The 25,296-nt window shown below is 70.9% G+C and carries 18 protein-coding genes; 17 read left to right on the forward strand and 1 reads right to left on the reverse strand.

All coding sequences use genetic code 11. From position 1 onward, the window contains the following. The first annotated feature begins 55 nt into the window (after nt 1-55). From ABD671_RS09420 to ABD671_RS09495, 16 genes are all read left to right on the forward strand, one after another. Nucleotides 56-1,561, forward strand: coding sequence for a hypothetical protein (locus tag ABD671_RS09420; RefSeq protein ID WP_344733067.1), 1,506 nt, complete (start codon nt 56-58; stop codon nt 1,559-1,561). A gap of 53 nt (nt 1,562-1,614) precedes the next feature. Then, the gene (locus ABD671_RS09425) at nt 1,615-2,742 is read left to right on the forward strand and encodes a type 2 periplasmic-binding domain-containing protein (protein WP_344733068.1); all 1,128 of its coding nucleotides are present in this window, start codon (nt 1,615-1,617) and stop codon (nt 2,740-2,742) included. A gap of 125 nt (nt 2,743-2,867) precedes the next feature. Next, the gene (locus ABD671_RS09430) at nt 2,868-5,162 is read left to right on the forward strand and encodes a type 2 periplasmic-binding domain-containing protein (protein WP_344733069.1); all 2,295 of its coding nucleotides are present in this window, start codon (nt 2,868-2,870) and stop codon (nt 5,160-5,162) included. Between the two features lie 146 nt (nt 5,163-5,308). Further along, on the forward strand, nt 5,309-6,112 hold the full coding sequence (locus tag ABD671_RS09435) for a sortase (RefSeq protein ID WP_344733070.1): 804 nt from the start codon (nt 5,309-5,311) through the stop codon (nt 6,110-6,112). A gap of 71 nt (nt 6,113-6,183) precedes the next feature. Next, on the forward strand, nt 6,184-6,966 hold the full coding sequence (locus ABD671_RS09440; RefSeq protein WP_425574906.1) for a phosphate ABC transporter ATP-binding protein: 783 nt from the start codon (nt 6,184-6,186) through the stop codon (nt 6,964-6,966). Further along, nucleotides 6,963-7,961, forward strand: a complete 999-nt coding sequence (pstC, locus tag ABD671_RS09445; protein ID WP_344733072.1) for a phosphate ABC transporter permease subunit PstC — start codon at nt 6,963-6,965, stop codon at nt 7,959-7,961. Before ABD671_RS09440 ends, pstC (ABD671_RS09445) begins: the two co-directional genes overlap by 4 nt. 5 nt (nt 7,962-7,966) lie before the next feature. Then, nucleotides 7,967-9,163 carry a phosphate ABC transporter permease PstA gene (gene pstA / locus ABD671_RS09450; RefSeq protein WP_344733073.1) on the forward strand — a complete coding sequence of 399 codons (1,197 nt, stop codon included), beginning with the start codon at nt 7,967-7,969 and terminating at the stop codon, nt 9,161-9,163. Continuing rightward, nucleotides 9,160-10,779 (forward strand): phosphate ABC transporter substrate-binding protein PstS, encoded by a 1,620-nt coding sequence (locus ABD671_RS09455; protein WP_344733074.1) that lies wholly within the window; start codon nt 9,160-9,162, stop codon nt 10,777-10,779. Before pstA (ABD671_RS09450) ends, ABD671_RS09455 begins: the two co-directional genes overlap by 4 nt. Nucleotides 10,780-11,250: 471 nt before the next feature. Further along, on the forward strand, nt 11,251-12,225 hold the full coding sequence (gene pstC / locus ABD671_RS09460; protein WP_344733075.1) for a phosphate ABC transporter permease subunit PstC: 975 nt from the start codon (nt 11,251-11,253) through the stop codon (nt 12,223-12,225). Beyond that, nucleotides 12,225-13,526: a phosphate ABC transporter permease PstA gene (gene pstA, locus ABD671_RS09465; RefSeq protein WP_344733076.1), complete on the forward strand. Its 1,302-nt coding sequence runs from the start codon at nt 12,225-12,227 to the stop codon at nt 13,524-13,526. Before pstC (ABD671_RS09460) ends, pstA (ABD671_RS09465) begins: the two co-directional genes overlap by 1 nt. Continuing rightward, on the forward strand, nt 13,523-15,151 hold the full coding sequence (locus ABD671_RS09470) for a substrate-binding domain-containing protein (RefSeq protein ID WP_344733077.1): 1,629 nt from the start codon (nt 13,523-13,525) through the stop codon (nt 15,149-15,151). Before pstA (ABD671_RS09465) ends, ABD671_RS09470 begins: the two co-directional genes overlap by 4 nt. A gap of 2 nt (nt 15,152-15,153) precedes the next feature. Next, the gene (locus tag ABD671_RS09475; RefSeq protein ID WP_344733078.1) at nt 15,154-17,814 is read left to right on the forward strand and encodes a hypothetical protein; all 2,661 of its coding nucleotides are present in this window, start codon (nt 15,154-15,156) and stop codon (nt 17,812-17,814) included. Then, complete coding sequence (locus ABD671_RS09480; protein WP_344733079.1) at nt 17,811-18,794, forward strand: sortase; 984 nt, start codon at nt 17,811-17,813, stop codon at nt 18,792-18,794. Before ABD671_RS09475 ends, ABD671_RS09480 begins: the two co-directional genes overlap by 4 nt. A gap of 59 nt (nt 18,795-18,853) precedes the next feature. Next, a complete protein-coding gene (locus ABD671_RS09485; protein WP_344733080.1) occupies nt 18,854-20,395 on the forward strand; it encodes a substrate-binding domain-containing protein in 1,542 nt (513 codons plus the stop codon). Nucleotides 20,396-20,567: 172 nt separating this feature from the next. Further along, on the forward strand, nt 20,568-21,401 hold the full coding sequence (locus ABD671_RS09490; RefSeq protein WP_344733081.1) for a phosphate ABC transporter ATP-binding protein: 834 nt from the start codon (nt 20,568-20,570) through the stop codon (nt 21,399-21,401). A 2-nt stretch (nt 21,402-21,403) separates the two neighbouring features. Then, nucleotides 21,404-22,210, forward strand: a complete 807-nt coding sequence (locus tag ABD671_RS09495; protein WP_344733082.1) for a lytic transglycosylase domain-containing protein — start codon at nt 21,404-21,406, stop codon at nt 22,208-22,210. A 90-nt stretch (nt 22,211-22,300) separates the two neighbouring features. Here the strand turns inward: ABD671_RS09495 and ABD671_RS09500 are convergent, their stop codons facing one another. Next, on the reverse strand, nt 22,301-23,671 hold the full coding sequence (locus ABD671_RS09500) for an aspartate aminotransferase family protein (RefSeq protein WP_344733083.1): 1,371 nt from the start codon (nt 23,669-23,671) through the stop codon (nt 22,301-22,303). Nucleotides 23,672-23,804: 133 nt separating this feature from the next. Here ABD671_RS09500 and ABD671_RS09505 point away from each other — a divergent pair, with 133 nt between their 5' ends. Further along, on the forward strand, nt 23,805-25,235 hold the full coding sequence (locus ABD671_RS09505; protein ID WP_344733084.1) for a gamma-aminobutyraldehyde dehydrogenase: 1,431 nt from the start codon (nt 23,805-23,807) through the stop codon (nt 25,233-25,235). Nucleotides 25,236-25,296: the final 61 nt, after the last annotated feature.

Consider the following 25,296-nt stretch of genomic DNA (forward strand, 5'->3'; position numbering starts at 1 on the left):
AGTGCCGTCTTCGCGGACCTCCATGTCCGCCCGTCCCCTTCGAAGTGAGGCCCTCATGCGCACACGCCTGCGCATCCTCGGCGCCACTGCAGCCCTCTCCACGGTCGCGGTCGCCGTTCCCCTGCTCTCCCAGTCCGGCGCCGAGGCGGCGCACTTCACCGGCGGCAACCTCGTCGTCTACCGCGTGGGCGACGGGACCGCGGCGCTCACCAACGCGGCCGCGCCCGTCTACCTCGACGAGTACACCTCCGCGGGCGCGAAGGTGCAGTCCCTGGCCCTGCCGACCACCGCCAGCGGCGACTCCGCGGCACTCACGGCCGCCGGGCTGTCCCGCTCGGAGGGCCTCCTGGCCACCTCCGGCGACGGCAAGTTCCTCGCCGTCACCGGCTACGACGCGCCCGTCGGCACCCTCGGCCCCGCGGCCGGCACCGCGACCAGCTCCTCCCTCGCCAACACCGACACCACCACCGTGCCCCGCACTGTGGCGGTCGTCGACGGCGACGGCACCATCGACACCACCACCACGATCTCCGGCGCCACCGCTCCGAAGGTCGTGCGCTCGGCGGTCACCGACGGCAGCCGCGTCTGGGTCACCGGCGGCAACGGCGGCATCCAGACCACCCAGATCGGCTCCGGCACCGTCTCCACCGTCGCCGGCACCGCCGACTCCAACTTCAACGCCCTCTCGGTCCAGAACGGCCAGCTGTGGGCGAGCGGCGTCCTCACCAACCGCCTCGCCGCGGTCGGCACCGGGACGCCGTCCGGTAGCGCCACGCTGACCGACCTGCCGGGCCTGCCGAGCAACCTGCTCACCTACGGCTACGCGCTGCTCGACCTCACCACCGCCTCCTACGCCGGCACCGGGGTCGACACCCTCTACCTGGCCGACGCCAGCAACCGGGCCGGCACCCTCGACAAGTACAGCTACGACGGCACCACCTGGAAGCTCGTCGACTACATCGACGTGCCCGGCATCTCCGGCCTGGTGGCCGACAAGGACGGCGACGCCGTCAGCATCGCCGTCACCACGCCGTCCCAGCTGCTGCTGGTGACCGACCCGACCGGCGCCTCCACCACGGCGTTCGACCCGGCCGCCCCGGCCGTGCTGGCCACCGCGCCGACCAACTCCGAGTTCCGCGGTGTCGCGCTCGCGCCGACCGGCGTGCTCAACCCGGCGACCGACCTGCTCGCCGCCGGCAAGTACTCCGCCGGCGACAAGCGCATCGCCCGCACCGGCACCTGGAAGTCCATCAAGGCTGCGGCCGCACCCGGCAAGAAGGGCATCACCAGCGTCAAGAAGGGCTCGACGGCCACCATCAAGATCACCGGCTCCTCGGTCGTCCTCGGCTTCCTGACCGGCGCCTCGAACGGCAAGGTCCAGGTCGTCGTCGACGGCAAGGCCACCTCGTTCGACACCTACGCGGCCAAGGCCGGCACGCTCGCCAAGACCTTCAAGCTCACCGGCGGCGGTACCCACACGGTCGTGGTCAAGGTGCTCGGCACCAAGTCCGAGAAGAGCAAGGGCGTCGCGGTGTCCCTCGGCCTGGTGCAGGTGAAGTGATGACGACGCCGATCCTTCACCGCCAGCCCTCCAGCCCGAACAGGACCTCCGTCATGAAGCGTCGACTCCTCGCGGTCGCGGCCGCCTCCGGCCTGACCCTCGGTCTCGCGCTGGGCGGCACCGCCGCCCACGCCGACCCCGACAACACCAACCCGGGCACCCCGCCCGCCGGCAAGACCGCTGCTCAGATCTACGCCACGATCGGCGCGGACGCCTTCGCCGAGCTCACCAACAACCTCACGGTGCTCTACAACGCCAAGACCCCGACGCCGACCACGGTGCTGGCCTCCTACGACGCGGTGAACCCCAACACGGGTGTCGCGGGCGAGCAGATCACCACCAAGCCGGGCTGCTCGATCGCCCGTCCCAACGGTGCCAACGCCGGCATCAACGCCATCCTGCTCAACCAGAAGAGCGACGCCACCAAGGGCGGCGACGGCACGTCGTACTGCATCGACTGGGTGCGGGCCAGCCGTGGCCGCGGCACCGCGGCCGGCGAGGCGAACCTGACGTTCTACGCGCAGAGCCGTGACGCCGTCAGCTACGCCGTCCTGGGCAACGCCTACGCGCCCACCACCCCGCTCACCACCGCGCAGCTCAAGGACATCTTCGAGTGCACCACGCGCGACTGGAGCGAGGTCGGCGGTCAGCCCGGCGCCATCCACCTCTACCTGCCGCCGGACTCGGCGGCGACGCTGACCTTCTTCCTGCAGGCCATCGGCACCACCCTGACCAACGTGAAGGCCGGCTGCGCCGGTCTGCCCACGGTCTTCTCCGGCCAGCAGAACGACGGCACCAGCCTCAAGGGCGACCCCCAGGCGATCCTGCCGTACGCGGTCACCAAGTGGGCGGCGCAGGCCAACGAGCCCCTCGGCATCAAGGACCTGCGCGGCGGTGCGCACATCGGTCTGGTCAACACCACGACCGCGCCGACGACCACCTCGGTGCTGAACGGCAAGACCTACCAGGTGCTCAACCCGGCCTTCATCACCGGCACGAGCGCGTCCTTCGGCCGCTTCTTCTACAACGCGCTGCGCAACGACGCGCCGCAGGAGCTGAAGGACATCTTCAAGGCGGGCGGCTACCTGTGCCAGAACGCCAACGCGCTGCTGATCCCCTTCGGCAACACCCCGCTCGGCGACGACACCTCGCAGTCCCAGTACTGCGGCAAGCCGAACTGACCTGGCGGACGCCAGGGAATCGAGCCCCTCGGGGGGCGCAGGCCCTGCCCGGGCCGGTCGGGTGCGAACTGACCGGCCCGGGCACCACCCGCGTCGACGACGCGCAGATCCAGGAGTAGGACCACATGCGGATCGGGTGCATCCGAACCATCACCTCCACGCGCCGACGACGGCGCACCGCCAGCCTGGCCGGACTCGGCGTCCTGGCCGTGCTCACCGTCGCGGTGCCCGCCTCGGTGGACGCCGCGCCGGCCGGCGCGCCGGACCCCAGCGCGCGCACGACGATCGCCGGCGGCTCCGCTCGTGAGAGCGGCCCGGTCACGGTCGCCGCCCCCGGGGCCGGCGACGGCGCCACGGTGACGGTCAGCAAGACCAGCGACCTGGTCAACCAGACCGTCCAGGTGTCCTGGAAGGGCTTCCGGCCGAGCTCGGCGACGCTGCTGCAGAACTCCGGCGACTCCCTCGACGTCAACACCGAGAACCCGGTGCGTGTCTACCAGTGCCGCGGCGCCGACCCGTCGAGCTCGAGCGACTGCTACGGCTCGCCGGGCTTCCGCGGCATCGACGCGACCGACACCAGCCCCGCCGTCGACCCGGTGCCCGCCTTCACCTACCCGGGTCAGCAGGACGCCTACGACGCCACGCCCGACGGTCCGGCCAACTGGCAGGACAACGTCACCCGCGAGGACGGCACCGGCGAGGTGACGATCCAGCTGTTCACCAAGCGCGAGTCCGCCGCCCTGGCCTGCAACAGCACCAGCCCCTGCTCGGTCGTCGTGGTCCCGAACTACGGGCGAGCCGGCACCGGCAACGGCGCGACCGAGGACCAGATGGACGCGCCGTGGGCGTGGGCGCGACGCACCGTCGTCCCGCTCTCCTTCCTGCCGGTCGAGGACGCCTGCCCGCTCACCGGCGACAGCCTGCGCGTGGAGGGCAGCCCGTTCGCCGCCGACGCGCTCGCCAGCTGGCGCGCGAAGACCTGCACCCTGGCCTCCGACGCCGTGCGCGTCGACTACACCGCGATCGGCGAGCCGCAGACGCGCTCCGACCTCACCTCCGGCACGACCGACGTCGGCCTGGTCATCGACCCGCTCGACGCCGACGCGGCGGCGGACCGATCGGTCGTCTACGCCCCGCTCGCGGTGACCGGTCTCGTCGTGGCCTTCCAGATCGACGACGCCAACGGCAAGCCGGTCACCGACATGAAGCTCAATCCGCGGCTGGTGGCCAAGCTGATCACCGCCTCCTACCGCTCGGGCGGCAACCCGGCGGTCATCAACAACCCGGTCAACATCTTCCGCGACCCCGAGTTCCGTGCCCTCAACCCGGGGGTGGCCTGGCCGGGCGGCGCCCCGGGCAACCACCCGCTGCTGCTGGCCGACCTCTCCGACAGCACCCTGGCGCTCACCCGCTGGATCGAGGCCGACAAGGACGCCCGGGCGTTCCTGGCCGGCAAGCCCGACCCCTGGGGCATGACCGTCAACAGCAACTACAAGAACGTCTCGATGCCCTTCGCCTCCTACCCGGTGCTCGACCAGGCGATGTCGGAGACCTTCGAGCCGATCCAGGAGCTCGACGCGGTCGCGCGCCAGCTCTCCATCGCGCGGTTCCCCGGCGCCACCACCAGCGTCGAGGGCGGCGTCACGGTCGTCACCAAGCCCCCGCGGCAGAACCCCGGACGACGTGAGGTCATCGGCATCATCGACTCCGCCTCGGCGCACCGGTTCCTGCTCAACACCGCCTCGCTGGAGAACGCCTCGGGTGCCTACGTGAAGCCCACGACCGCGGGTCTGCTCGCCGGTATCGAGAACTCCACGGTCAACTCCGACGGCGTCACCCGGTCGGTCGACCCCACCGCCAAGGGCAAGGACATCTACCCCCTCGCGCTCCAGGTCAGCGGCGGATTCTCCACCGCCGCCGAGGAGTCGGAGCGCACGGAGATGGCGAACCTGCTCTCCTACGCGGCCTCGGCCGGGCAGGTCAACGGCGAGCAGGTCGGTCAGCTGCCGCTCGGCTACGCCCCGCTGCCGGCGAACCTGCGCAAGCAGACGCTGGCCGCACGCACCGCAGTCCTCAAGGGCGCGACGGCCACGCCGTCGCCGTCCGCCACCCCCACGGCCGAGACCTCGGCCACCCCGGATCCGTCGGGCGCACCCCCCGACGGCGGTGGCGGTGCTCCGCTCGCACCCGCGGAGCCCGCCACCGACTCCGGGACTCCCTCGAACGCACCCTCGCCGTCGGCTTCGAGCAGTCCGGCGACGGCGGCGCCCGAGATGATCTCGGTCGGATCGACGCCCGCGACGGGCCGGATGATGCTGCTGCCGGCCCTCGGCGTCCTGGCCCTGCTCATGCTCGTGGTCGGCCCGCTGTTGCTCTGGTTCTCCTCGACCGGACGGGGGCCGCAGTGGCTGCGACGCTGAACCTGCTGACCAAGCGGTCGGGAAGCTCCCGACCGACCCGACGCGGCGGGCCGGGCGACGCCCCGGAGCCCGCCTCGGGTGGGCGCACCTCACGTCGGCGCGCCGAGCCGCGGCCGCCCCGTCGGCTGCCGCGCTTCGAGCCGACGATGGCGAACCTGATCGCGGCCTCCCTGATCGGGCTGACGCTGCTCATCCTCGCCTTCGGCGGGTTCCTGCTCGGTGCCTCCAAGCTGAAGGCCTCCCGCGAACAGGACGTGCTCTACAGCCAGCTGACGAAGTCCCTCGGCGAGGCGACGGTGCCCGTCAGCGGCGCGATCCCGACCGGCACCCCGCTGGGCATCCTGGAGATCCCGAAGATCGGCGTCGAGCAGGTCTTCCTCGAGGGCAGCGCCTCGGAGCAGACGGCGGTCGGCCCGGGTCTGCGGCACGACTCCTCGCTTCCCGGCCAGGCGGGGCTGTCGGTGATCGTCGGCCGTCGTGCCACCTTCGGCGCGCCCTTCGCCGACCTCGACCGCCTCGAGCCCGGCGATCGCATCGAGGTGACCACCGGCCAGGGGGAGTTCACCTACGTCGTCGACCTCGTGCGCACCAGCGACGCTGCGCCGACCCAGATCCGCAAGGTCGACTCCCGGCTGACCCTCGTGACCTCCGACCCCGCGATCACGCCCAACCGCACGCTGACGGTCTCCGGCGTCCTGCAGGGCGAGGCCCAGCCCAAGGCCACCGGCACCGCCACCGTGGCCGCCGATGCCCCGGGGGAGGGCAGCTCCGGTCACCTCGTGGCCCTGCTGCTGTGGAGCCAGCTGCTCCTCCTGGTGGCCCTGACCGTGACGTGGGCGGCGACGAAGGTGCCCGGACGCGCGCTGTGGATCGGCGCCGTCCCGGTGCTGATCGCGCTGCTGTGGAACGTCTACACCAACCTCGCCTTCCTGCTGCCCAACACCTTGTGAGAGGCACTCCGATGACCCAGACCACCCAGACGAACGACCCGACCACCACGATCCCCGTCGCGCCGTCCCGCATCCCCGCGGGCCTCGAGGCGCGCCGGATCAGCGCCTGGTTCGGCGACCACCAGGTCCTCGAGGACGTCGACCTGGTGATGGCGCCCGGCGCCGTCACCGCCCTCATCGGCCCCTCGGGCTGCGGCAAGTCGACGTTCCTGCGCATCCTCAACCGCATGCACGAGCTCGTGCCGGGCGCCAGCCTGGCCGGCGAGGTGCTGCTCGAGGGCCAGGACATCTACGATCCGGCGCTGCGACCGATCGAGAGCCGACGCCGGATCGGCATGGTCTTCCAGAAGGCCAACCCCTTCCCGACGATGTCGATCTACGACAACGTGCTCGCCGGTCTCTCGCTCACCGGCAAGAAGCCGCGCCGTCCCAACGCCGAGACCGACGGCCTGGTCGAGCAGAGCCTGCGCTCCGCCGGCCTGTGGGAGGAGGTCAAGACGCGTCTGGCCAGCCCCGGTGCCTCGCTCTCGGGTGGTCAGCAGCAGCGTCTGTGCATCGCCCGCGCGCTCGCGGTGAACCCCGACGTCCTGCTGATGGACGAGCCCTGCTCGGCCCTCGACCCCACCTCGACGCGACGCGTCGAGGAGACCATCCGGCAGATCGCCGGCGAGGTGACGGTCGTGATCGTCACCCACAACATGCAGCAGGCGCACCGGGTCTCCGACCACTGCGCGTTCTTCCTCGCCGCCGAGGGCCGCCCCGGCCACATCGTCGAGCAGGGCCCGACCGAGGACATCTTCGAGCGGCCCCAGGACCAGCGCACCAACGACTACGTGAACGGCCGCTTCGGATGAGCACCGTCGACCCTGCCCTGCTCGTCGGGGCCGAGCGGGCGCGGCGCACGCTGGTCGTGCGTCCGACCCGTCAGGACGTCACGTTCGTGGCCGCCGTGCGCGGCGCCGCGATCTCCACGCTCGTGGTCATGGCCCTCATCGGCATCTTCCTGTTCATCGGCGCGTGGCCGGCGCTGGAGCAGCAGGGCTTCGGCTTCCTCACCACCACCGACTGGCTGCCGGAGTCCGGCACCTTCGGGATCGCCTCGCTGCTGTGGGGAACGGTGCTCGTCGGTCTCTTCGCGCTCGTCGTGGCGGTGCCGATCGGCTTCGGCGCGGCCCTGTTCATCAGCGAGTACGCGCCGGCGGCCATCAAGAAGCCGCTCGTCACGCTGGTCGACCTCATGGCCGCGGTGCCCGCGATCATCTACGCGCTGTGGGCCTTCATCTTCCTCCAGGAGCAGCTGCTCGGCGTCGCGCAGTGGATCGCCGTCCACTTCGGCGGGATCCTGCCGTTCCTGTCGGTGAAGACTCCGGACTCGCCGTCCAGCTACACCTCCTCGGCCTTCATCGCGGGCATCGCCACCGGCGTCGTCGTGGTGCCGACGGTCTGCTCGATCATGCGCGAGGTCTTCGCGCAGGCACCGCAGGGGGAGCGGGAGGGCGCCATCGCCCTCGGCGCGACCCGGTGGGGGATGATCCGCACGGTCGTCATCCCGTTCGGTCGCAGCGGCATCGTCGGCGGCATCATGCTCGGCCTCGGCCGGGCGCTCGGCGAGACGATCGTCGTCTACTCGATCATCGCCCCCGACTTCACCCTCACCACGCACCCGTTGCAGAGCGGCACGAACACCATCGCCGCCCACATCGCCTCGCGGTACTCCGAGAGCAACGGCATCGGCCTGGCCGGCCTCCTCGGCGCCGGCCTGGTGCTGTTCTTCTTCACCCTGATCATCAACACCCTGGCCGGCGTCGTCGTGCGACGCTCGCGCTCGGGTGCGGCCACGGAGATCTGATCGTCATGGCACTCGCACCGTCCTCCGTCGCACCGCCCCGTGCGGTGACCGACCCGCGGCTGGCGCCGCCGCCGTCGACCGACACCCGCCCGCGGGTGCGCACCGGCGGCATCACCCCCGAGGTCGTCAGCCACGTGGCGACCTCGCTCCTCGGATCACTGGCGCTGACGTGGCTCATCTACGAGAACCTCATCACCGTCAGCGGCACGATCGGGTTCTGGCTGGTCTGGTACGGCGTCTTCCTCGTGATGCTCGCCGCCGTCAGCGCGACCACGCTCGACCGGCAGGGCGTGATCGACCGGGTGGTCGCCGCGATCGTCACCACCTGCGGCCTGCTGCTCGTCGTCACCCTGGCCGGCATCGTGGTCTTCACGTTCGTGCGGGGCAAGGACGCCCTGGGCCACCCGAACTTCTACTCCGAGACCACCGCCTACATCGGCCCGGAGGCCCAGCTCGACCAGGGCGGCATCCTCGCCGCGATGGTGGGCACCGGGCAGCAGGTGCTCATCTCGGTGCTCATCAGCGTGCCGCTGGGCCTCATGACCGCGGTCTACCTCTCCGAGGTGGGCGGGCGCATCGCCAACGTCGTCCGCCGCGTCGTGGAGACCATGAGCGCGGTGCCGACGATCGTCGCCGGCCTGTTCATCTACTCGCTGCTCATCATCCAGCTCGGCGGCGAGCGCTCGGGCTTCGCGGCCTCGCTCGCCCTGTGCGTGAGCATGATCCCGGTCGTGTGCACCACGGCCGAGGTCGTGCTCCGACTGGTGCCGAACGGTCTGCGCGAGGCCTCGCTGGCGCTGGGCACCTCGCAGTGGCAGACGGTGCGCCGCGTCGTCCTGCCGACGGCCCGGCCGGGTCTGGTGACCGCCGTCCTGCTCGGCGTCGCCCGCGTCATCGGCGAGACCTCGCCGGTGCTGCTCGTGGCCGGCAACACCAGCGAGATGAACGCCGACCCGTTCCACGGCCCTCAGCTCTCGCTGCCGCTGTTCATCTTCACCCAGATGCGCCTGCCCTTCGACGTGGCGCTGCAGCGGGCCTTCGGCGCCGGTGTGGTGCTGCTGTTCCTCGTCGTCCTCTTCTTCTCCCTGGCCCGCATCATCGGCGGCCGCCCGCTGGGCCGCACCAGCCCGCGCAAGCAGCGCCGGCTCAACGCCCGCTTCGCCGAGGCCGCCCGTACCGACTCCGAAGGAGCCGCAGCATGATCCGCCGTCCCCGTCCCTCCGCCGCCGGCGAGCGCACCTGGCGGGCCCGTCTGGCCCGCGCCGTGCTCGGCGGCAGCGCGCTGGCCCTCGTCGCCCTCGGGGTCGCGCCCGTGTCGCCGTCCTACGCCGCCGACTACGTGCCGATCTCCGGCGCCGGCTCCACCTGGAGCCAGGTGGCGGTCGACGCCTGGCGCGCCGACGTGCGCGCCAGCGGCGTCGTCGTGAACTTCGCCGGTACGGGCTCCACCGACGGCCGTTCGCAGTACATCCAGGGCACGGTCGACTTCGCCAACACCGAGATCCCGTTCCAGAACCCGCCCGAGCCCGGGCAGCAGGCGGAGATCCCCGACCGCCCGTACGCCTACATCCCGATCGTCGCCGGCGGCACCTCGTTCATGTACAACCTGACCGTCGGTGGTCAGCGCGTGCGCGACCTGCGCCTGTCGGGGCCGACGCTCGCCAAGATCTTCACCGGCGAGATCACGCGGTGGAGCGACCCGGCGATCGAGAAGGACTACGGCAAGAAGCTGCCCGACATCCCGATCATCCCGGTCGTGCGCTCGGACGGCGCCGGCGCCTCGGCGCAGTTCACGAAGTACATGATCGACCAGACGCCGGACATCTACTGCCCCTTCATCCGCTCGAAGCTGAAGCTCTCGGGCAGCTCCTGCCCGAGCGTGTCGTTCTACCCGGCCTTCGGCAACTCCAAGGCGCAGGTGGGCTCCAACGGCGTCGCGAACTACGTCTCGGCCTCCTACGGCGCCGGCGCGATCGGCTACGTCGAGTACGCCTACGCCAAGCGCATCGACTTCCCCGTCGCCTCGCTGCTCAACAAGGGCGGCTACTTCGCCCAGCCCAACGCCGGCAACGTGGCCGTCGCCCTCACCGGCGCGACCGTCGACCCGAAGACGCTCGTGCAGAACCTCAAGGGCGTCTACAACAACCCCGACCCCCGCGCCTACCCGATGTCGAGCTACTCCTACATGGTCGCGCCGATCACGACCGACCCGCCGTTCAACGCCGACAAGGGCAAGACGCTCTCGACCTTCGTCAACTACTTCCTCTGCGCCGGACAGCAGAAGGCCGACATCCTCGGCTACTCGCCGTTGCCGAAGAACCTGGTCGAGGCCGGCTTCAAGCAGGTGCTGCGGATCCCGGGCCACGTCAACCCGCCCTCGATCGACGATTGCAACAACCCCGCGCTCAACATCCTCAAGTCCGCTCCGCAGCCGAACAAGTGCGACAAGCTCGGCGCCGACTGCACCACCACCAACTCCGGTGGCGGCTCCGGTGGCTCGACCGGCAGCGGCGGGACGACGACGTCCGGTGGCACCACCACCGGCGGCGGCACCGCGACGACCGGCGGCGGCACGGGCGATGCCCTGACCGGCGGCGGCACGGCGCCGGCCGCGGCCGATCCGCTCACCGGGGCGGGCGGCACGACGACCACGACCGACGGCACCACGCTGGCCTCCGGCACCCCGGGCCAGGTCGTGGAGGTCACGGGCAGCCGGTCGGGTCAGATGAAGGCGACGGCCTGGATCGCGGCACTCATGCTCGCCCTCACGGTGCTGGTGCCGCCGTTCCTCCTGCGGCGCCTGCAACGTCGCAGCTGACGCCGCCGACCCCCACCGGACGCCGATCCCGCCTCGTGCGGGGTCGGCGTCCGTGCTTGTCGGGGGTCTCCGGCCCTTCCGCGTCGGTGCTGGTGCCGCAACGTCCGCGGCCGGATCGTCCTGCCCGACCGCGAGGTCGCGATCGGCCCGGAATCCCTGTGTTCACCAGGGGTTCAGCGATTCGTTCCCACCCCGGGCCATGCCGGGGATCCGGTCGGATCAGGCGGCGTAGCCCCTTCGGGCTACGCGTGATCCACGTCGCTGCCGAGTTCGCCGAAGCACGCGGAGGCGTTCGCCGTCCGTTCACCTGCCGCGCACCGATCCGTTCCGGCGCGCTCCCCATAGTTACGGCGCATCCGGCACCCGCCGGAGGCACAGGTGCCGCCCGCGGACCTGGTGGATGCGACATCGGAACGGCCCGGATTGACCACCCTCCCTCTGCGTGACGACCAGCGCCTCGACGCTGAATCCGTGCGCCCTCGCCGGCTCTCCCGCAAGGCGACGGGCGTCGATGCCGTGTTCGAGCAGTCGGCCCGCGTCATCGGCGCCTCGATGCTCGTGATCACCGGCGGCGTCGGGCTCTTCCTGGGCTACCAGGCCAAGCCGACCTTCCAGACGTACGGCTGGAGCTTCTTCACCACCCAGGTCTGGCAGCCCGACACCAACACGGTCGGCATCGCCGCCGTGTTGGTCGGCACGTTCTCGGTGGCGCTTGTCGCGATGACGTTCGCGTTCCCGCTCTCCCTGCTCACCGCTCTGTTCATCAGCGAGTACGCGCCGGCACGGCTCAAGCCGACACTGGTGGCGATGGTCGACCTGATGGCGGCGGTTCCCTCCATCGTCTACGGCCTGTGGGGCTACCTGCTGGTGATGCCGCACGCCGGCGACTTCGCCGTGTGGATGCAAGCGCACTTCGGCTGGATCCCGCTCTTCGACGTGCGCGGCTCCGACCCGAACGCCGCCGTCATCGACCAGAGCCGCTACGTCTCGAGCGCCTTCTGCGCCGGCATCGCGGTGGCGATGATGGTGCTGCCGATGGCCTGCGCCGTCATGCGCCAGGTCTTCTCCCAGACTCCGGTGGGAGAGAAGGAGGCGGCCCTCGCTCTGGGCGCCACCCGCTGGGGCATGATCCGCAACGTCGTGCTGCCCTTCGGTCGTGGCGGCATCATCGGCGGCACCATGCTCGGCCTGGGTCGCGCGCTCGGCGAGACCATCGCCGTCGTCCTCATCCTCTCGCCGACCTTCGAGATCAAGCCGAATCTCCTCGAGATCGGCAATTCCACGGTCAGCTCGCTCATCGCAGGCCGTTTCGGCGAGGCCAACACCTCCCAGCTCTCCGCGCTGCTCGCTGCGGGCTTCGTGCTGTTCCTCATCACGCTGGTGATCAACACGTTGGCCGCCATCATCGTCAACCGCAGCCGCTCCGGCGCCGGGACGGACGCCTGATGACCGCCGTCGAGCCCGTCGTCCCGACCACCGGTTCCGCGGCGGAAGAGCCCGCCGAGGCCGTCGTGCCGCGGACCCACCTGCCGATCACAGACGACGACGCCCCGCCCCCGGTGCCGCGTGCCCGCCTCGGCAAGCCCACCTCGGAGGAGCGCTTCCAGCTGGCCGGCGCCTGGTTCGCCGCCGTGGGTCTGACCTGGGTCATCACCCAGCGCCTGCTCCCGATGGGAGCCCCGGGCTATGTGGTGGTGGTCTACTTCCTGAGCGGACTGCTCGCCACGGCCCTCATCGGCGCGATGAACGGCGGGGTCATCGAGATGAAGGACCGGCTCGCGGCCTCCGTCATCGTCGGCGGGGCGCTGACCGTCGGCGCGGCCCTCGTCAGCGTGATCGTCTTCGTCGTGATCCGCGGCTACGAGCCGTTGACCCACCTCAACTTCTTCACCTCCGACATGGCGGGTGTCGGCCCCAAGGATCCCTTCGACCGCGGCGGCATTCTGCACGCGATCACCGGCTCCCTCATCGAGCTGGGTCTGGCTCTGATCGTCACACTCCCGCTGGGTATCGGCACCGCGGTGTTCATGACCGAGGTCGGTGGGCGCTTCGCCCGTATCGTGCGCACCATCGTGGAGGCGATGACCGCACTGCCCTCGATCGTGGCCGGCCTGTTCGTCTACACGGTCTTCGTCATCGCCCTCGGCGGACCGAAGTCCGGTCTCGCCGCCGCCCTGGCGATCACCGTGATGATGCTGCCGATCGTCGCCCGCGCGGCCGATGTCGTGCTGCGCGTCGTCCCGGGTGGTCTGCGTGAGGCCAGCCTCGCGCTGGGTGCGAGCCGTTGGAAGACGGTGTGGCACGTCGTCCTGCCGACTGCCCGTCCGGGGCTGGCGACCGCCGTGATCCTCGGTGTCGCTCGCGGTGTCGGCGAGACCAGCCCCGTGCTCCTGACCTCCGGTGCCGCCAGCTTCATGGTCAAGGACCCTGTTTCGGGCGCGATGAACTCGCTGCCGCTGTTCATCTACTCCACCGTCCGCTCGGGCGAGCCCCAGGCCATCACGCGTGCGTTCGGTGCGGCCACCGTGCTGCTGATGCTCGTGCTGTTCCTGTTCGTGATCGCCCGGCTCCTGGCCCGTCCGCCGCGGACCAAGACCCGCAAGAGCCCGCTGCGTCGGCTCGTGCCCGCCCGGGGCTGGGACCTGCGCCGCGGCGACCCGCTCGTCGAGATCGGCCCCGTGCAGGCCGCCGACGAGAACGACTCCACCTACCGCCACACCCGCTCCGACTCCGAGGAAACCCGGTGAACCGCAGACTCTCCGTCGTCGTCCGCTGCCTCAGCGCCATCCTGGTCGCCCTGGGCTGCGTCGGCTCGCTGCCCGGCGCGGCCAACGCCGTCGCCTACGCCCAGATCGAGGGCACCGGCTCCACCTGGTCGGAGCTGATCGTCCAGCAGTGGATCGCCGACGTCGACGCCAACGGCATCAAGGTCGTCTACACCGGCGGCGGCTCCTCGAAGGGCCGCAAGGACTTCGCCCAGGGCTCCACCGACTTCGCGATCTCCGAGATCCCCTACCAGGGCGTCGACGAGCAGGGCAACGCCGACACCTCCAACGGTCGCGCCTTCGCCTACCTGCCGATCGTCGCCGGTGGCACCGCCTTCACCTACCAGCTCAAGGTCGGCAACGACCTGGTGCGCAACCTGCGCCTGTCGGGGGAGACGCTCGCCAAGATCTTCACCAACCAGATCACCAACTGGGACGACCCGGCGATCTCGAAGGACAACAACGGCCGGAAGTTCCCGAGTCTGCCGATCACCCCGGTCGTCCGTTCCGACGGCTCCGGCACCACCGCGCAGCTCACGACGTGGATGGACAGCCAGTATCCGAGCATCTGGCGGCCGTACTTCGGCAAGGCCGGCCTGACGTCGTACTACCCGAAGAAGCCCGGCACCCGCATGGTCAGTCAGGCCGGTTCGGACCAGGTCATGAACTTCGTGTCGTCGTCCTACGGCAACGGCACCATCGGCTACGTCGAGTACTCCTACCCGGTGAACAAGGACTACCCGGTCGTCAAGGTGCTCAACAAGGCCGGCTACTACGTCGAGCCGACGCAGTACAACACCGCGGTGGCGCTGACCAAGGCGACCTTCAACAAGGACAAGACGCAGAACCTCAGCCAGGTCTACGTCAACCCCGACCCGCGCGCGTACCCGATCTCGTCGTACTCGTACATGATCATCCCGACCGGGGCGAACGACCCGCGCATGACGACGGCGAAGCGCCAGACCCTCGCGGACTTCCTCTACTACTCCCTGTGTGCGGGCCAGACGAAGGCCGGACCCTACGGCTACTCGCCGCTGACGCTGAACCTCGTCAAGGAGGGCTTCTCCCAGATCGCCCTGCTCAAGAAGGCCGATCCCGCGGTCGACCTCACCGACCGCGACGTGCGCAGCTGCAACAACCCGACCTTCGACGGCAAGGACCCGAACAACAACAAGCTCGCGCAGATCGCGCCCCAGCCCGCCGCCTGCGACAAGCAGGGCGCCGGCCCGTGCGGCACGGCCACCGGTACCAACACGCCCTCGACCGACGGCGGCAGCGGCGGCACCGGCGGCAACGGGAGCACCGGCGGCACGGGCGGCACGGGCTCAGGCGATCCGACCACAGGTGGCGGCACCGGCACGACGGGAGGCGGCAGCGGCAACGCGCCGGCCGCCATCGACCCGGTCACCGGCGAGGCGATCACCCCCGTCTCGAGCACGACCGGCGGTGGTGAGGTCTACGCCGATCCGAGCACCGTGCTCTCGGCCGACCGCCCCGGAGACAAGAAGGCGTTCGGCTGGCTCTCGGGCTTCCTGCTCATCGGCCTCGTCCTGATCCCCGGCCTCTACGTCGCTGCCCTGCGTCGTCGTCCGACGGGTGGTGTCTGACGATGACGAACCTCGTGGCGCGGCTGCGCGCCTACCTGGCCGGACGCGACCGGCGCCCGCTCGTCGTCAGCCTGACGGCTCTGCTGCTCGCCGGGGTCGTCCTGGCGGTCTCGCCCGCGCAGGCGGGCACGCAGGCCGGGCGCGCCGGATCGGGCAAGCCCGCGTTCAGTGAGACGAAGACCCTCACCCGGCAGTTCGTGAACGCCGACGGGTCGACCTACTCCTTCCCGAGCAACAAGGTCACGGTCACCGCCGACCAGACCGAGAACCTCCGCGGCCGTCAGCGCATCCTGATCAGCTGGTCGGGTGCACACCCGAGCGCAGGCCGCGCGGTCAACCCCTACGGCGAGAACGGCCTCAACCAGGAGTACCCGGTCGTCATCCTCCAGTGCCGCGGCACCGACGACCCATCGCTCCCGGCGGCCAAGCAGCTCTCGCCGTCCACCTGCTTCACCACCTCCGTCGCCGAGCGCTCGCAGATCGCCCGCTCCGACAACGAGGCGATCTGGCAGAAGGACCTCCACGCCGACGACGCCGACCGCCAGCGGCTCTCGGGTCTCGACCCCTTCCCGTCGTCCGACACGTGCCCGACCGCCGACGTCGCGGGCTACAACACCCACCTGACGCCGTTCGTCGGCATCGGGTCGGACGCCAAGACCTACCCGGCCTGCGACGCCTCCAACATGCCGCCCGAGGCGGCGGTCGGCGCCGCCTTCCCGCCCGCCGAGCTCGCCGCCTACACCGACACCGACGGGTCGGGCTCGGTGCAGTTCGAGGTGCGCAGCGACGTCGAGAACGAGTCCCTCGGCTGCTCCGACAAGGTCGCCTGCTCCGTGGTCGTCATCCCGATCCAGGGTCTGAGCTGTGACAAGCCGGCGTCCCCGCCGACGGTGGCTGACCAGGCGTGCCGCAAGGGCGGTCGGTTCGCGCCGGGCTCGAGCAACTTCGCCGGTGACGGCATCGACCAGGCCGTCGGCCCGTCGCTGTGGTGGTCGGAGTCGAACTGGCGCAACCGCTTCACCATCCCGATCACCTTCGGTCTGCCGCCGAGCACCTGCGACGTGCTCGACCCGCGCGCCCCGACCGGCTTCTACGGCTCCGAGCTGCTCGCCCAGGCCGGGCTCCAGTGGGCGCCGGCGTACTGCCTGCGCAAGGACCGCTTCAAGTTCCAGCTCAACCAGATGTCCGACGCCGCCGGCTTCAACCTGATGCTCTCCGGCGAGGGTGCGGCGGCCGAGGTCTCCTCCGAACGGGACGCCGTCGGTGCCTCGGTGGCCTACGCCCCGACCGCCGTCACCGGCTTCGCTGTGGGCTACGTCATCGACAAGCCCGACAACGCCGGCGAGTTCACCAAGCTGCGGCTCAACGCCCGCCTGCTCGCCAAGCTCTACACCCAGAGCTATCTGGGCTCCGACCCCGGCCGCGGTCACCCGGGCATCGGGTCGAACCCGCTCGGCATCATGAACGATCCGGAGTTCATCAAGCTCAACCCGGGCCTGAGCCAGATCAGCCAGGAGGCCGGCGCGACCGTCCTCTCGCTGTCCAACGACTCCGACGTGATCAAGCAGATCACCGACTACATCGCCCACGACAAGGACGCCATGGCGTTCATCGACGGCAAGCCCGACCCGTGGGGCATGGTCGTCAACCCGTCGTACAAGGGCATCTCGCTCCCCGTGGAGTCCTGGCCGCAGCTCGACGAGTACATCCCGACCACGTCGAACACCTGCCGCGAGGCGAACCCGGCGGTCTACTTCAACCAGATCGCCGCTCCCGTCACGACCCTCGCCAAGGTCTCCGCCGCCCTGCTCGACGGGTGGCCGAACGTTCAGACGCGTTGCGACTTCGACCAGTCCACCCAGCTCTACAAGCTGGGTCGCATCGACCGGCAGAACTTCGGCTCCCGCTTCATGCTGGGTGTGGTCAGCCTCGGTGACGCCGCCCGCTACGGTCTGCGCACCGCCGCTCTTCAGACCAAGGACGGCGACTACGTCGCGCCGTCGGAGAGCTCGCTGGGCTCGGCCGTGAAGCTGATGAAGCAGAAGTCCGGCTCGCTCAGCCCCTACGTGCTCGACCAGGCCGACGTCAAGAAGTCCTCCTCGGCCTACCCCGGCACGATGGTCGTCTACACGGCGTCGAAGACCTCCGGCGCCAAGGCCGAGGACGCCGCCAAGGTCGCGCAGTTCATCAAGATCTCCACCACCGAGGGCCAGCGCCCGGGCTCCGGGAACGGTGAGCTCCCCGGCGGCTTCCTCCCGATCCGCTCGTCCGGTCCGACCGCGGCGCTCTACGCCACGGCGCAGAAGGCCGCAGCCGCTGTGCTCGCGCAGAAGGGTGACGGCTCCGACGGCGGCTCGGACGGTTCCGGCGGCGACTCCGGGAACGGCGGCACCAGCACCGGCGGCGTGAGCACCGGCGGCGGTGTGCCCACCACGCCCGGTGGCGACTCGCCCAGCACCGACCCCAGCGCGGCGCCGTCGTCCTCGCCGAGCGGGTCGGCCGCGCCGGTGACGATGCCCGACACCACCGAGGTGAGCTCGCGGATGGCCAGCGGCCTGCTGCCGAGCCTGCTCATCATCGGTCTGCTCGGCGTCGCCGTCGCCAGCGGCGTCCGGTTCTTCATGCAGCCCGCCCGTCCGCACTCGCCGGGAGCCGCCGCGTGAGCGCCCCGACCCTCGACCCGCAGGTCACGCCGCCGCCGGCTCCCGAGCCGCGTCGGCGGGGGAGCGGCCGCTTAGGCCAGTCGGTCGTGCGCCTGCGCGACCGCGTGCTCGAGCGGCTCACGTCGCGGCCGCGTCCGGTCAGCCCGTCGGAGGAGCCCGCGTTCGTGCTCTCCTCGGCGTTCACGATGATCGCCGTGGTCTGCCTGTGGGCAGTCGCGCAGCTGCTGTTCTTCTCCGACCTCTCCCAGAGCCGTGCCCAGGATCTCCTCTACCGGGAGTTCCGCACCGCGGTGGCGAGCGGGACGGCGTCCCTTGGGCCGGTCTCGGAGGTCGACTCGCCGGTCGCGCTGCTGCGCATCCCCGCGATCGGCCTCGAGCAGGTCGTCGTCGAGGGCACCGCGTCCGGCGACACCCAGCTCGGCCCCGGCCACCAGCGCACCACGGTGCTGCCGGGCCAGGTCGGCACGTCGGTCGTGATGGGCCGGGCTGCCACCTACGGCGCGCCGTTCGCCGACATCACCGCGCTGAAGCCCGGCGACACGATCGAGGCGGTCACCGGCCAGGGCACGGTCGAGTTCAAGGTGCTCGACATCCGCCGTGCCGGCGACCCCTATCCCCAGCCGCGCGCCGCCACCGCGGCCCGGCTGACCCTGGTGACGGCGGAGGGCTCCGGCTCGCTGTCGTCGCTGACGCCCGACCGGGCCGTCTACGTCGACGCCGAAGCCGCCAAGGGCTTCCCGGCGCCGGCGGGACTGCCCACGGTGCTCCCCGAGTCGGAGCAGGTCATGGCCCACGACACGAGCGGTCTCCCGCTCCTGGCGCTGTGCCTGGCCCTGCTCCTGGCGACGACGCTCGGCGTCGTCGCCGCCCGCCAGCGCTACTCCGCAGCGCTGGTCTGGGTGGTGACCCTTCCTGTGGTCATCGCCCTGTCCTGGGCCACGACCGACGTGGCCGCGCGGCTGCTGCCGAACCTCATGTGAACCCAGCCGCACCTCGCCACACCCACCTCTAGGAAGCGAAGTTCGAGATGACCCACAGCATGACCCGTCGGTACCGGCTGGGTGCCCACGTGGCGGCCGCCGCCCTCGCCGGCTCCGCCCTCGCGTTCGTCGCCGCCCCGGCCCACGCTGCCGAGGCCGACGACCCGTCCTTCACCCCCGTCGCCAGCGACCTGATCGGTGTCGGCTCCGACACCACCCAGATCTCGATGCACAAGGCGGCCGAGGGCTACAACGCCACCGCCACCGGCTTCAAGGTCGCCTCGTTCGCCGCCACCGGCGGTGGCCAGATCACCCTGCCGAGCGGCGCGATCAACCGCCCGAACGGCTCGGGTGCCGGCAAGGCGCTCCTCTACGGCTCGGGCAACAACGCCGACGTCGACTTCGCCCGGTCCTCCTCGACCCTGAGCAGCACCGAGATCTCGGCCGGTCTCCAGCAGTTCCCGTTCGCCGTCGACACCCTGGTGATGGCGGTCTCGAACAACGTGGCCTCCAACGCGCCGACCTCGCTCACCAAGGAGCAGGTCGTCTCGATCTACAAGGGCGACGTCACCAACTGGTCGCAGGTCGGTGGCAAGGACGGCGTCATCCAGCCCTACATCCCGCAGGCCGGTTCGGGCACCCGCAGCTTCTTCGTCTCCCAGCTCACCGCCGCCAACGGCGGTGTCGCGGTCACCCTCGGCGCCAACGTCAAGGAGGCGCAGGAGCACGACGACACCCTCATCAAGGGCGACCCGAACGCGATCGCGCCGTTCTCCAAGGGCCGCGGCGAGCTCCTCGGCACCACCCTGCGCTACGAGGACGGCACCTTCATCTTCAAGCGCGCCGTCTACAACGTCGTCCGCGGCGGTACCCAGGGCAACGCCGACGTCCAGGCGTTCTTCGGCCCGAACGGCTACCTCTGCTCCAACGCCGCCAAGGACCTGATCAAGGCCGGCGGCCTCGAGCAGATGGCGACCTCGGCCGGCGGCGGCGTGTGCGGTGAGGTCACCCAGCAGGCGGTCACCAACTACACGACCAACCAGTCCGTGGCCACCACCACCGACCTGTCCTTCGCCTCCACCAAGGCCGGCGAGGTCACGCTGACCGCTGCCGTCACCGCGGCCAACTCGCCGTCGGGCACCGTCACCTTCACCGAGGGCAGCACGATCGTCGCCGCCGCCGTCCCGCTCTCCTCGGGCCAGGCCGTCGCGACCTTCGAGGCGACCCCCGGCGAGCACACCTACACCGCCACCTTCACCCCGGACTCCGCCGCGGCGTTCCAGAGCTCCTCGGACGACGTCACCGGCGTCGTCGTCGCCGGCTCGAAGCTCACCACGGCGTTCCCGGCCTCGGTGAAGGCCGGCAAGAAGGTCACCGGCACCGTCACCGTGGCGGGCGTCGACACCGACGCCGTCCCGACCGGCAAGGTCACCGTGAAGGTCGGCTCCAAGACCGTCGCCACCGGCACCCTCGCCGGCGGCAAGGTCAAGCTGAGCCTCGGCAAGATCACCAAGAAGACCACCTTCGTCATCACCTACTCCGGTGACGACGCGGTGGCGGGCGCGACCAAGAAGGTCGTCGTCAAGGTCACCAAGAAGTGACCCAGCCCCACTGAGGAGGGCCCCGCCCCGGCCGCGATCCGGCCGGGGCGGGGCCGCCCCACAGCATCACCCGCCCCACAGCATCACCCGCACCACAGCATCACCCGCACCACAGCATCACCCGCACCACCGATAGACCACCCGCAGCACCACCAGCAGAAACGGACCGAGCATGACCGCCGACGTCACCACCACCCTCCCGCCCGTGCCCGCCGGCTCCGGCGCGACCGGTCTCGCCGAGCTCCAGGCGCGCGACATCACCGCGTGGTTCGGCGACCGCAAGGTGCTCGACCGGGTCTCGCTCACCATGCCCGCCGGCGGCATCACCGCCCTCATCGGTCCGTCCGGCTGCGGCAAGTCGACCTTCCTGCGCATCCTCAACCGCATGCACGAGCTGGTGCCCTCGGCCCAGCTGGCCGGCGAGGTGCTGCTCGACGGCGAGGACATCTACGACCCCGCCAAGCGCCTCATCGACGCTCGGCGCAGCATCGGCATGGTCTTCCAGAAGCCCAACCCGTTCCCCGCGATGTCCATCCGCGAGAACGTGCTCGCCGGTCTCAAGCTCACCGGCACCAAAGCCGACCGGTCCACCAAGGACGAGCTCGTCGAGTCCTGCCTGCGCAAGGGCGGCCTGTGGACCGAGGTCAAGGACCGTCTCGACGCCCCCGGCGGCGGACTCTCGGGCGGCCAGCAGCAGCGTCTGTGCATCGCGCGGTCGCTGGCGATCAAGCCGCGCGTGCTCCTCATGGACGAGCCGTGCTCGGCCCTCGACCCGACCTCGACGCGCGTGATCGAGGAGACCATGCTGGAATTGGCCCAGGAGGTGACCATCGTGATCGTCACGCACAACATGCAGCAGGCGGCGCGCGTGTCCTCCGAGTGCGCCTTCTTCCTGGCCGCCCACGGTCAGCCGGGTGTCATCGTCGAGCACGGTGAGACCCGCGCGATGTTCGAGAACCCCCAGGACCAGCGCACCAGCGACTACGTGCACGGCCGGTTCGGCTGAGCGTGCCGCCCACCCGCCGTCGACGCCGCAGCCGCCGTCCTTACCAGGGGTGGCTCAGCCCGCGTACCGTCACGGTGTTCGTGGGGGCGCTGCTCACGGTGTCGGCGATCGCCTACGGGCTCTCCCTGCTCTACGCCCCGCGCCCGGCGCTCGACCTCACCCCGGCTGCCGACTACGTCGCGGCCCCGCCGCCGGTGGCGGTCGGGTCGCGGGGCGGCGAGGTCTCGCGCACCGCGACCCGGGGCCGCTCGGTGGTCGACGAGGCCTGGCTGGAGCGCACGGCCGCGAGTGCGGGCATCCCGCTGCCGGCGATGCGCGCCTACGCGACCGCCCAGGTGAGCGACGTCGGGGGCTGCGAGGTGGGGTGGACGACGCTGGCCGGCATCGGCTGGGTCGAGTCCCACCACGGCACGATCGACGGCCGCACCCTGGGGGAGGACGGGCGGCCCACTCCGCCGATCATCGGGCCCGCGCTCGACGGCACCCACGGCTTCGCCCGCATCCGCTCGACCCCGGAGTCGCAGGCCTGGCATGGCGACGCCCAGTGGGAGCACGCGGTCGGCCCGATGCAGTTCCTGCGCTCCTCCTGGGACCGCTTCGCCACCGACGGCGACGGTGACGGGGTGGCCGACCCGCAGGACATCGACGACGCCGCCGCCACCACCGCCCGCTACCTGTGCGCCGACGGCTACGACCTCGGCACCGGCGACGGGTGGGCCCGGGCGATCTTCTCCTACAACCACTCCCAGGCCTACGTCGACGAGGTCTACGCCGCCGCCACGGCCTACGCCGAGCGCACCGCGGGCTGACCCGCCTGCGCAGGATCGCTCGAGGATCCGCAGCCGTCCCGCCGGACGGCGGCGGAGCACCCCATGTGCCTCCGTCGCCGCCCCGGCGGCTCAGAACATCGTGGCGGCCTTCTCCAGCACCACGCGGATGATCTGCTCCATCTCGTCGAACTGCTCCTGGCCGCAGATGAGCGGCGGCGCCAGCTGGATGACCGGGTCGCCCCGGTCGTCGGCGCGGCAGTAGAGGCCCTCGGCGAAGAGCGCCTTGGAGACGAATCCGTAGAGGATCCGCTCGGACTCCTCGGCGCTGAAGGACTCCTTGGTCGCCTTGTCCTTCACCAGCTCGATGCCGTAGAAGTACCCGGCGCCGCGGACGTCGCCGACGATCGGCAGGTCGAGCAGCTTCTCCAGGGTGGCGCGGAAGGCGGGCTCCTGGTGCTGCACGTGCTCGAGCACCTTCTCGGTGCGGAAGATCTCCAGGTTCTTCAGCGCCACCGCGCAGGAGACCGGGTGGCCGCCGAAGGTGTAGCCGTGCGCGAAGAAGTCGGTGCCGTGCAGGAACGGCTCCATGAGCCGGTCGGTGGTGATCATCGCGCCGAGCGGGCTGTAGCCCGAGGTGAGCCCCTTGGCGCTGGTGATGATGTCGGGCTGGTAGTCGTAGCGCTCCGCGCCGAACATCGTGCCGAGCCGGCCGTAGGCGCAGATCACCTCGTCGGAGACCAGCAGGACGTCGTACTCGTCGCAGATCTCGCGCACCCGCTGCCAGTAGCCCGGGGGCGGCGGGAAGCATCCGCCGGCGTTCTGCACGGGCTCGAGGAACACGGCCGCCACGGTCTCGGGGCCCTCGTTCTCGATGGCGACCGCGATCTGGTCGGCGGCCCAGCGGCCGAACGCCTCGGGATCGTCGCCGTGGATCGGGGCCCGGTAGATGTTGGTGTTCGGCACCCGGAAGGTCGAGGGCACGAGCGGCTCGAACTGGGCCTTCAGGCCCGGCAGACCGGTGATCGACAGGGCGCCGTGGGTGGTGCCGTGGTAGGCGATCGCCCGGCTGATGACCTTGTGCTTCATCGGCTTGCCGGTGAGCTTGAAGTAGTTCTTGGCCAGCTTCCACGCCGATTCGACGGCCTCGCCGCCGCCGGTGGTGAAGAAGACCCGGTTGAGGTCGCCGGGCGCGAGGTCGGCCAGCGTCTCGGCGAGCTCGATGGCCGCGGGGTGGGCGTAGGACCACAGCGGGTGGAACGCCATCTCGCGGGCCTGGGCGGCGCCGGCCTCGGCGAGGTCGGCCCGGCCGTGGCCGAGCTGGTTGACGAAGAGCCCGGCCAGGCCGTCGAGGTAGCGCTTGCCGGCGGCGTCCCAGATGTAGGCGCCCTCGCCGCGCACGATGACGGGCACGTCGCCGTGCTCGTAGGACCCGTGGCGGGTGAAGTGCATCCACAGGTGGTCCTTGGCGGCGGTCTGCTGGCGCTGATGGTCATGAGCCATGACTCCATGGTGCGCGGTGAACCGCTGTCGAGTCCAGTCCGTGACGAAGGATTTCGTTGCAGTCATGTGAATCCATTGCGAAATCAGTGGTCCGTCCATGGACGCCGTGCGTCCTGCTGATTACGCTCGCGCCATGGCTGACCAGACCTTCTCCAACGTCGTCGACGGCCGCCTGGTGCCGTCGGCCTCCGGTGCGACCTACGACGTGATCGACCCGACCACCGGCGCGGTCTACGCGCAGGCGCCGATGTCGGGGCAGGAGGACGTCGACCGGGCCTACGCCGCCGCCGACCGGGCGTTCGAGACCTGGGGCCGGACGACGCCGAAGGAGCGCGCCACCGCGCTGCTGCGACTCGCCGACGCGATCGACGCGCGCGCCGAGGAGCTCAACGCCGTCGAGTGCCGCGACACCGGCAAGCCCCTGGCGCTGACCATGTCGGAGGAGATGCCCTACGCCTCCGACCACTTCCGCTTCTTCGCCGGCGCCTGCCGGGTGATGGAGGGTCGTGCGGCCGGCGAGTACATGACCGACATGACCTCCTTCATCCGCCGCGAGCCCATCGGCGTCGTCGGCCAGGTCACGCCGTGGAACTACCCGCTGCTCATGATGATCTGGAAGGTCGCCCCGGCCATCGCCGCCGGCAACACCGTGGTGCTCAAGCCCAGCGACACCACCCCGGCCAGCTCCACCCTCCTGGCCGAGATCGCCCAGGAGTTCCTGCCGCCCGGCGTCCTCAACGTCGTCTGCGGCGACCGCGACACCGGCCGTGCGCTGGTCTCCCACCCGACCCCGCAGATGGTCGCCATCACCGGCTCGGTGCGCGCCGGCATGGAGGTCGCCGGCGCCGCGGCGACCGACCTCAAGCGGGTGCACCTCGAGCTCGGCGGCAAGGCGCCGGTCATCGTCTTCGACGACGCCGACCTCGCCGGCGCCGCCACCTCGATCGCCGAGGCCGGGCTGTTCAACGCCGGCCAGGACTGCACCGCCGCCACCCGCGTGCTGGTCGCCGACGGCGTGCACGACGAGTTCGTCGCCGCCCTCGCCGAGGCCGCAGCCGCGCTCAAGACCGGCATGCCCGACGACGAGGACACCTACTACGGCCCGCTCAACAACGCCGACCAGCTCGCCCGGGTCGCCGGCATGGTCGACCGGCTGCCCGACCACGCCGAGGTGCGCACCGGCGGCACCCGGGTCGGCGACGCCGGCTACTTCTACGCGCCCACCGTGCTCTCGGGGTTGCGTCAGGACGACGAGCAGATCCAGACCGAGATCTTCGGCCCCGTCATGACCGTGCAGACCTTCGCCGACGAGGCCGAGGCGCTCCGGTTCGCCAACGGCGTCCAGTACGGGCTCTCCTCGAGCGTCTGGACCGCCGACCACGCCCGCGCCATGCGGATGTCGGCGCGCCTCGACTTCGGCGTCGTCTGGATCAACACCCACATCCCGTTCGTCTCCGAGATGCCGCACGGCGGGTTCAAGCACTCCGGCTACGGCAAGGACCTCTCCATGTACGGGCTGGAGGACTACACCAGAATCAAGCACGTCATGAGTTCCATCGGCTGAGCGCCGCGATACCAGCGCCCTGCCGGCGTTGTCGGCGCTCGACGGCCCGCTCCGCTCCACG

The organism is Nocardioides fonticola (assembly GCF_039536805.1).
In the GTDB taxonomy this organism is placed as follows: Bacteria; Actinomycetota; Actinomycetes; order Propionibacteriales; family Nocardioidaceae; genus Nocardioides; species Nocardioides fonticola.

Coding starts and splice junctions, on each gene's coding strand:
- pstA (WP_344733076.1), top strand. CDS start 12,225: ATGACCGCCGTCGAGCCCGTCGTCCCGACCACCGGTTCCGCGGCGGAA.
- ABD671_RS09490 (WP_344733081.1), top strand. CDS start 20,568: ATGACCGCCGACGTCACCACCACCCTCCCGCCCGTGCCCGCCGGCTCC.
- ABD671_RS09430 (WP_344733069.1), top strand. CDS start 2,868: ATGCGGATCGGGTGCATCCGAACCATCACCTCCACGCGCCGACGACGG.
- ABD671_RS09435 (WP_344733070.1), top strand. CDS start 5,309: ATGGCGAACCTGATCGCGGCCTCCCTGATCGGGCTGACGCTGCTCATC.
- ABD671_RS09485 (WP_344733080.1), top strand. CDS start 18,854: ATGACCCGTCGGTACCGGCTGGGTGCCCACGTGGCGGCCGCCGCCCTC.
- ABD671_RS09455 (WP_344733074.1), top strand. CDS start 9,160: ATGATCCGCCGTCCCCGTCCCTCCGCCGCCGGCGAGCGCACCTGGCGG.
- pstA (WP_344733073.1), top strand. CDS start 7,967: ATGGCACTCGCACCGTCCTCCGTCGCACCGCCCCGTGCGGTGACCGAC.
- ABD671_RS09475 (WP_344733078.1), top strand. CDS start 15,154: ATGACGAACCTCGTGGCGCGGCTGCGCGCCTACCTGGCCGGACGCGAC.
- ABD671_RS09500 (WP_344733083.1), bottom strand. CDS start 23,671: ATGGCTCATGACCATCAGCGCCAGCAGACCGCCGCCAAGGACCACCTG.
- pstC (WP_344733072.1), top strand. CDS start 6,963: ATGAGCACCGTCGACCCTGCCCTGCTCGTCGGGGCCGAGCGGGCGCGG.
- ABD671_RS09505 (WP_344733084.1), top strand. CDS start 23,805: ATGGCTGACCAGACCTTCTCCAACGTCGTCGACGGCCGCCTGGTGCCG.
- ABD671_RS09420 (WP_344733067.1), top strand. CDS start 56: ATGCGCACACGCCTGCGCATCCTCGGCGCCACTGCAGCCCTCTCCACG.
- ABD671_RS09425 (WP_344733068.1), top strand. CDS start 1,615: ATGAAGCGTCGACTCCTCGCGGTCGCGGCCGCCTCCGGCCTGACCCTC.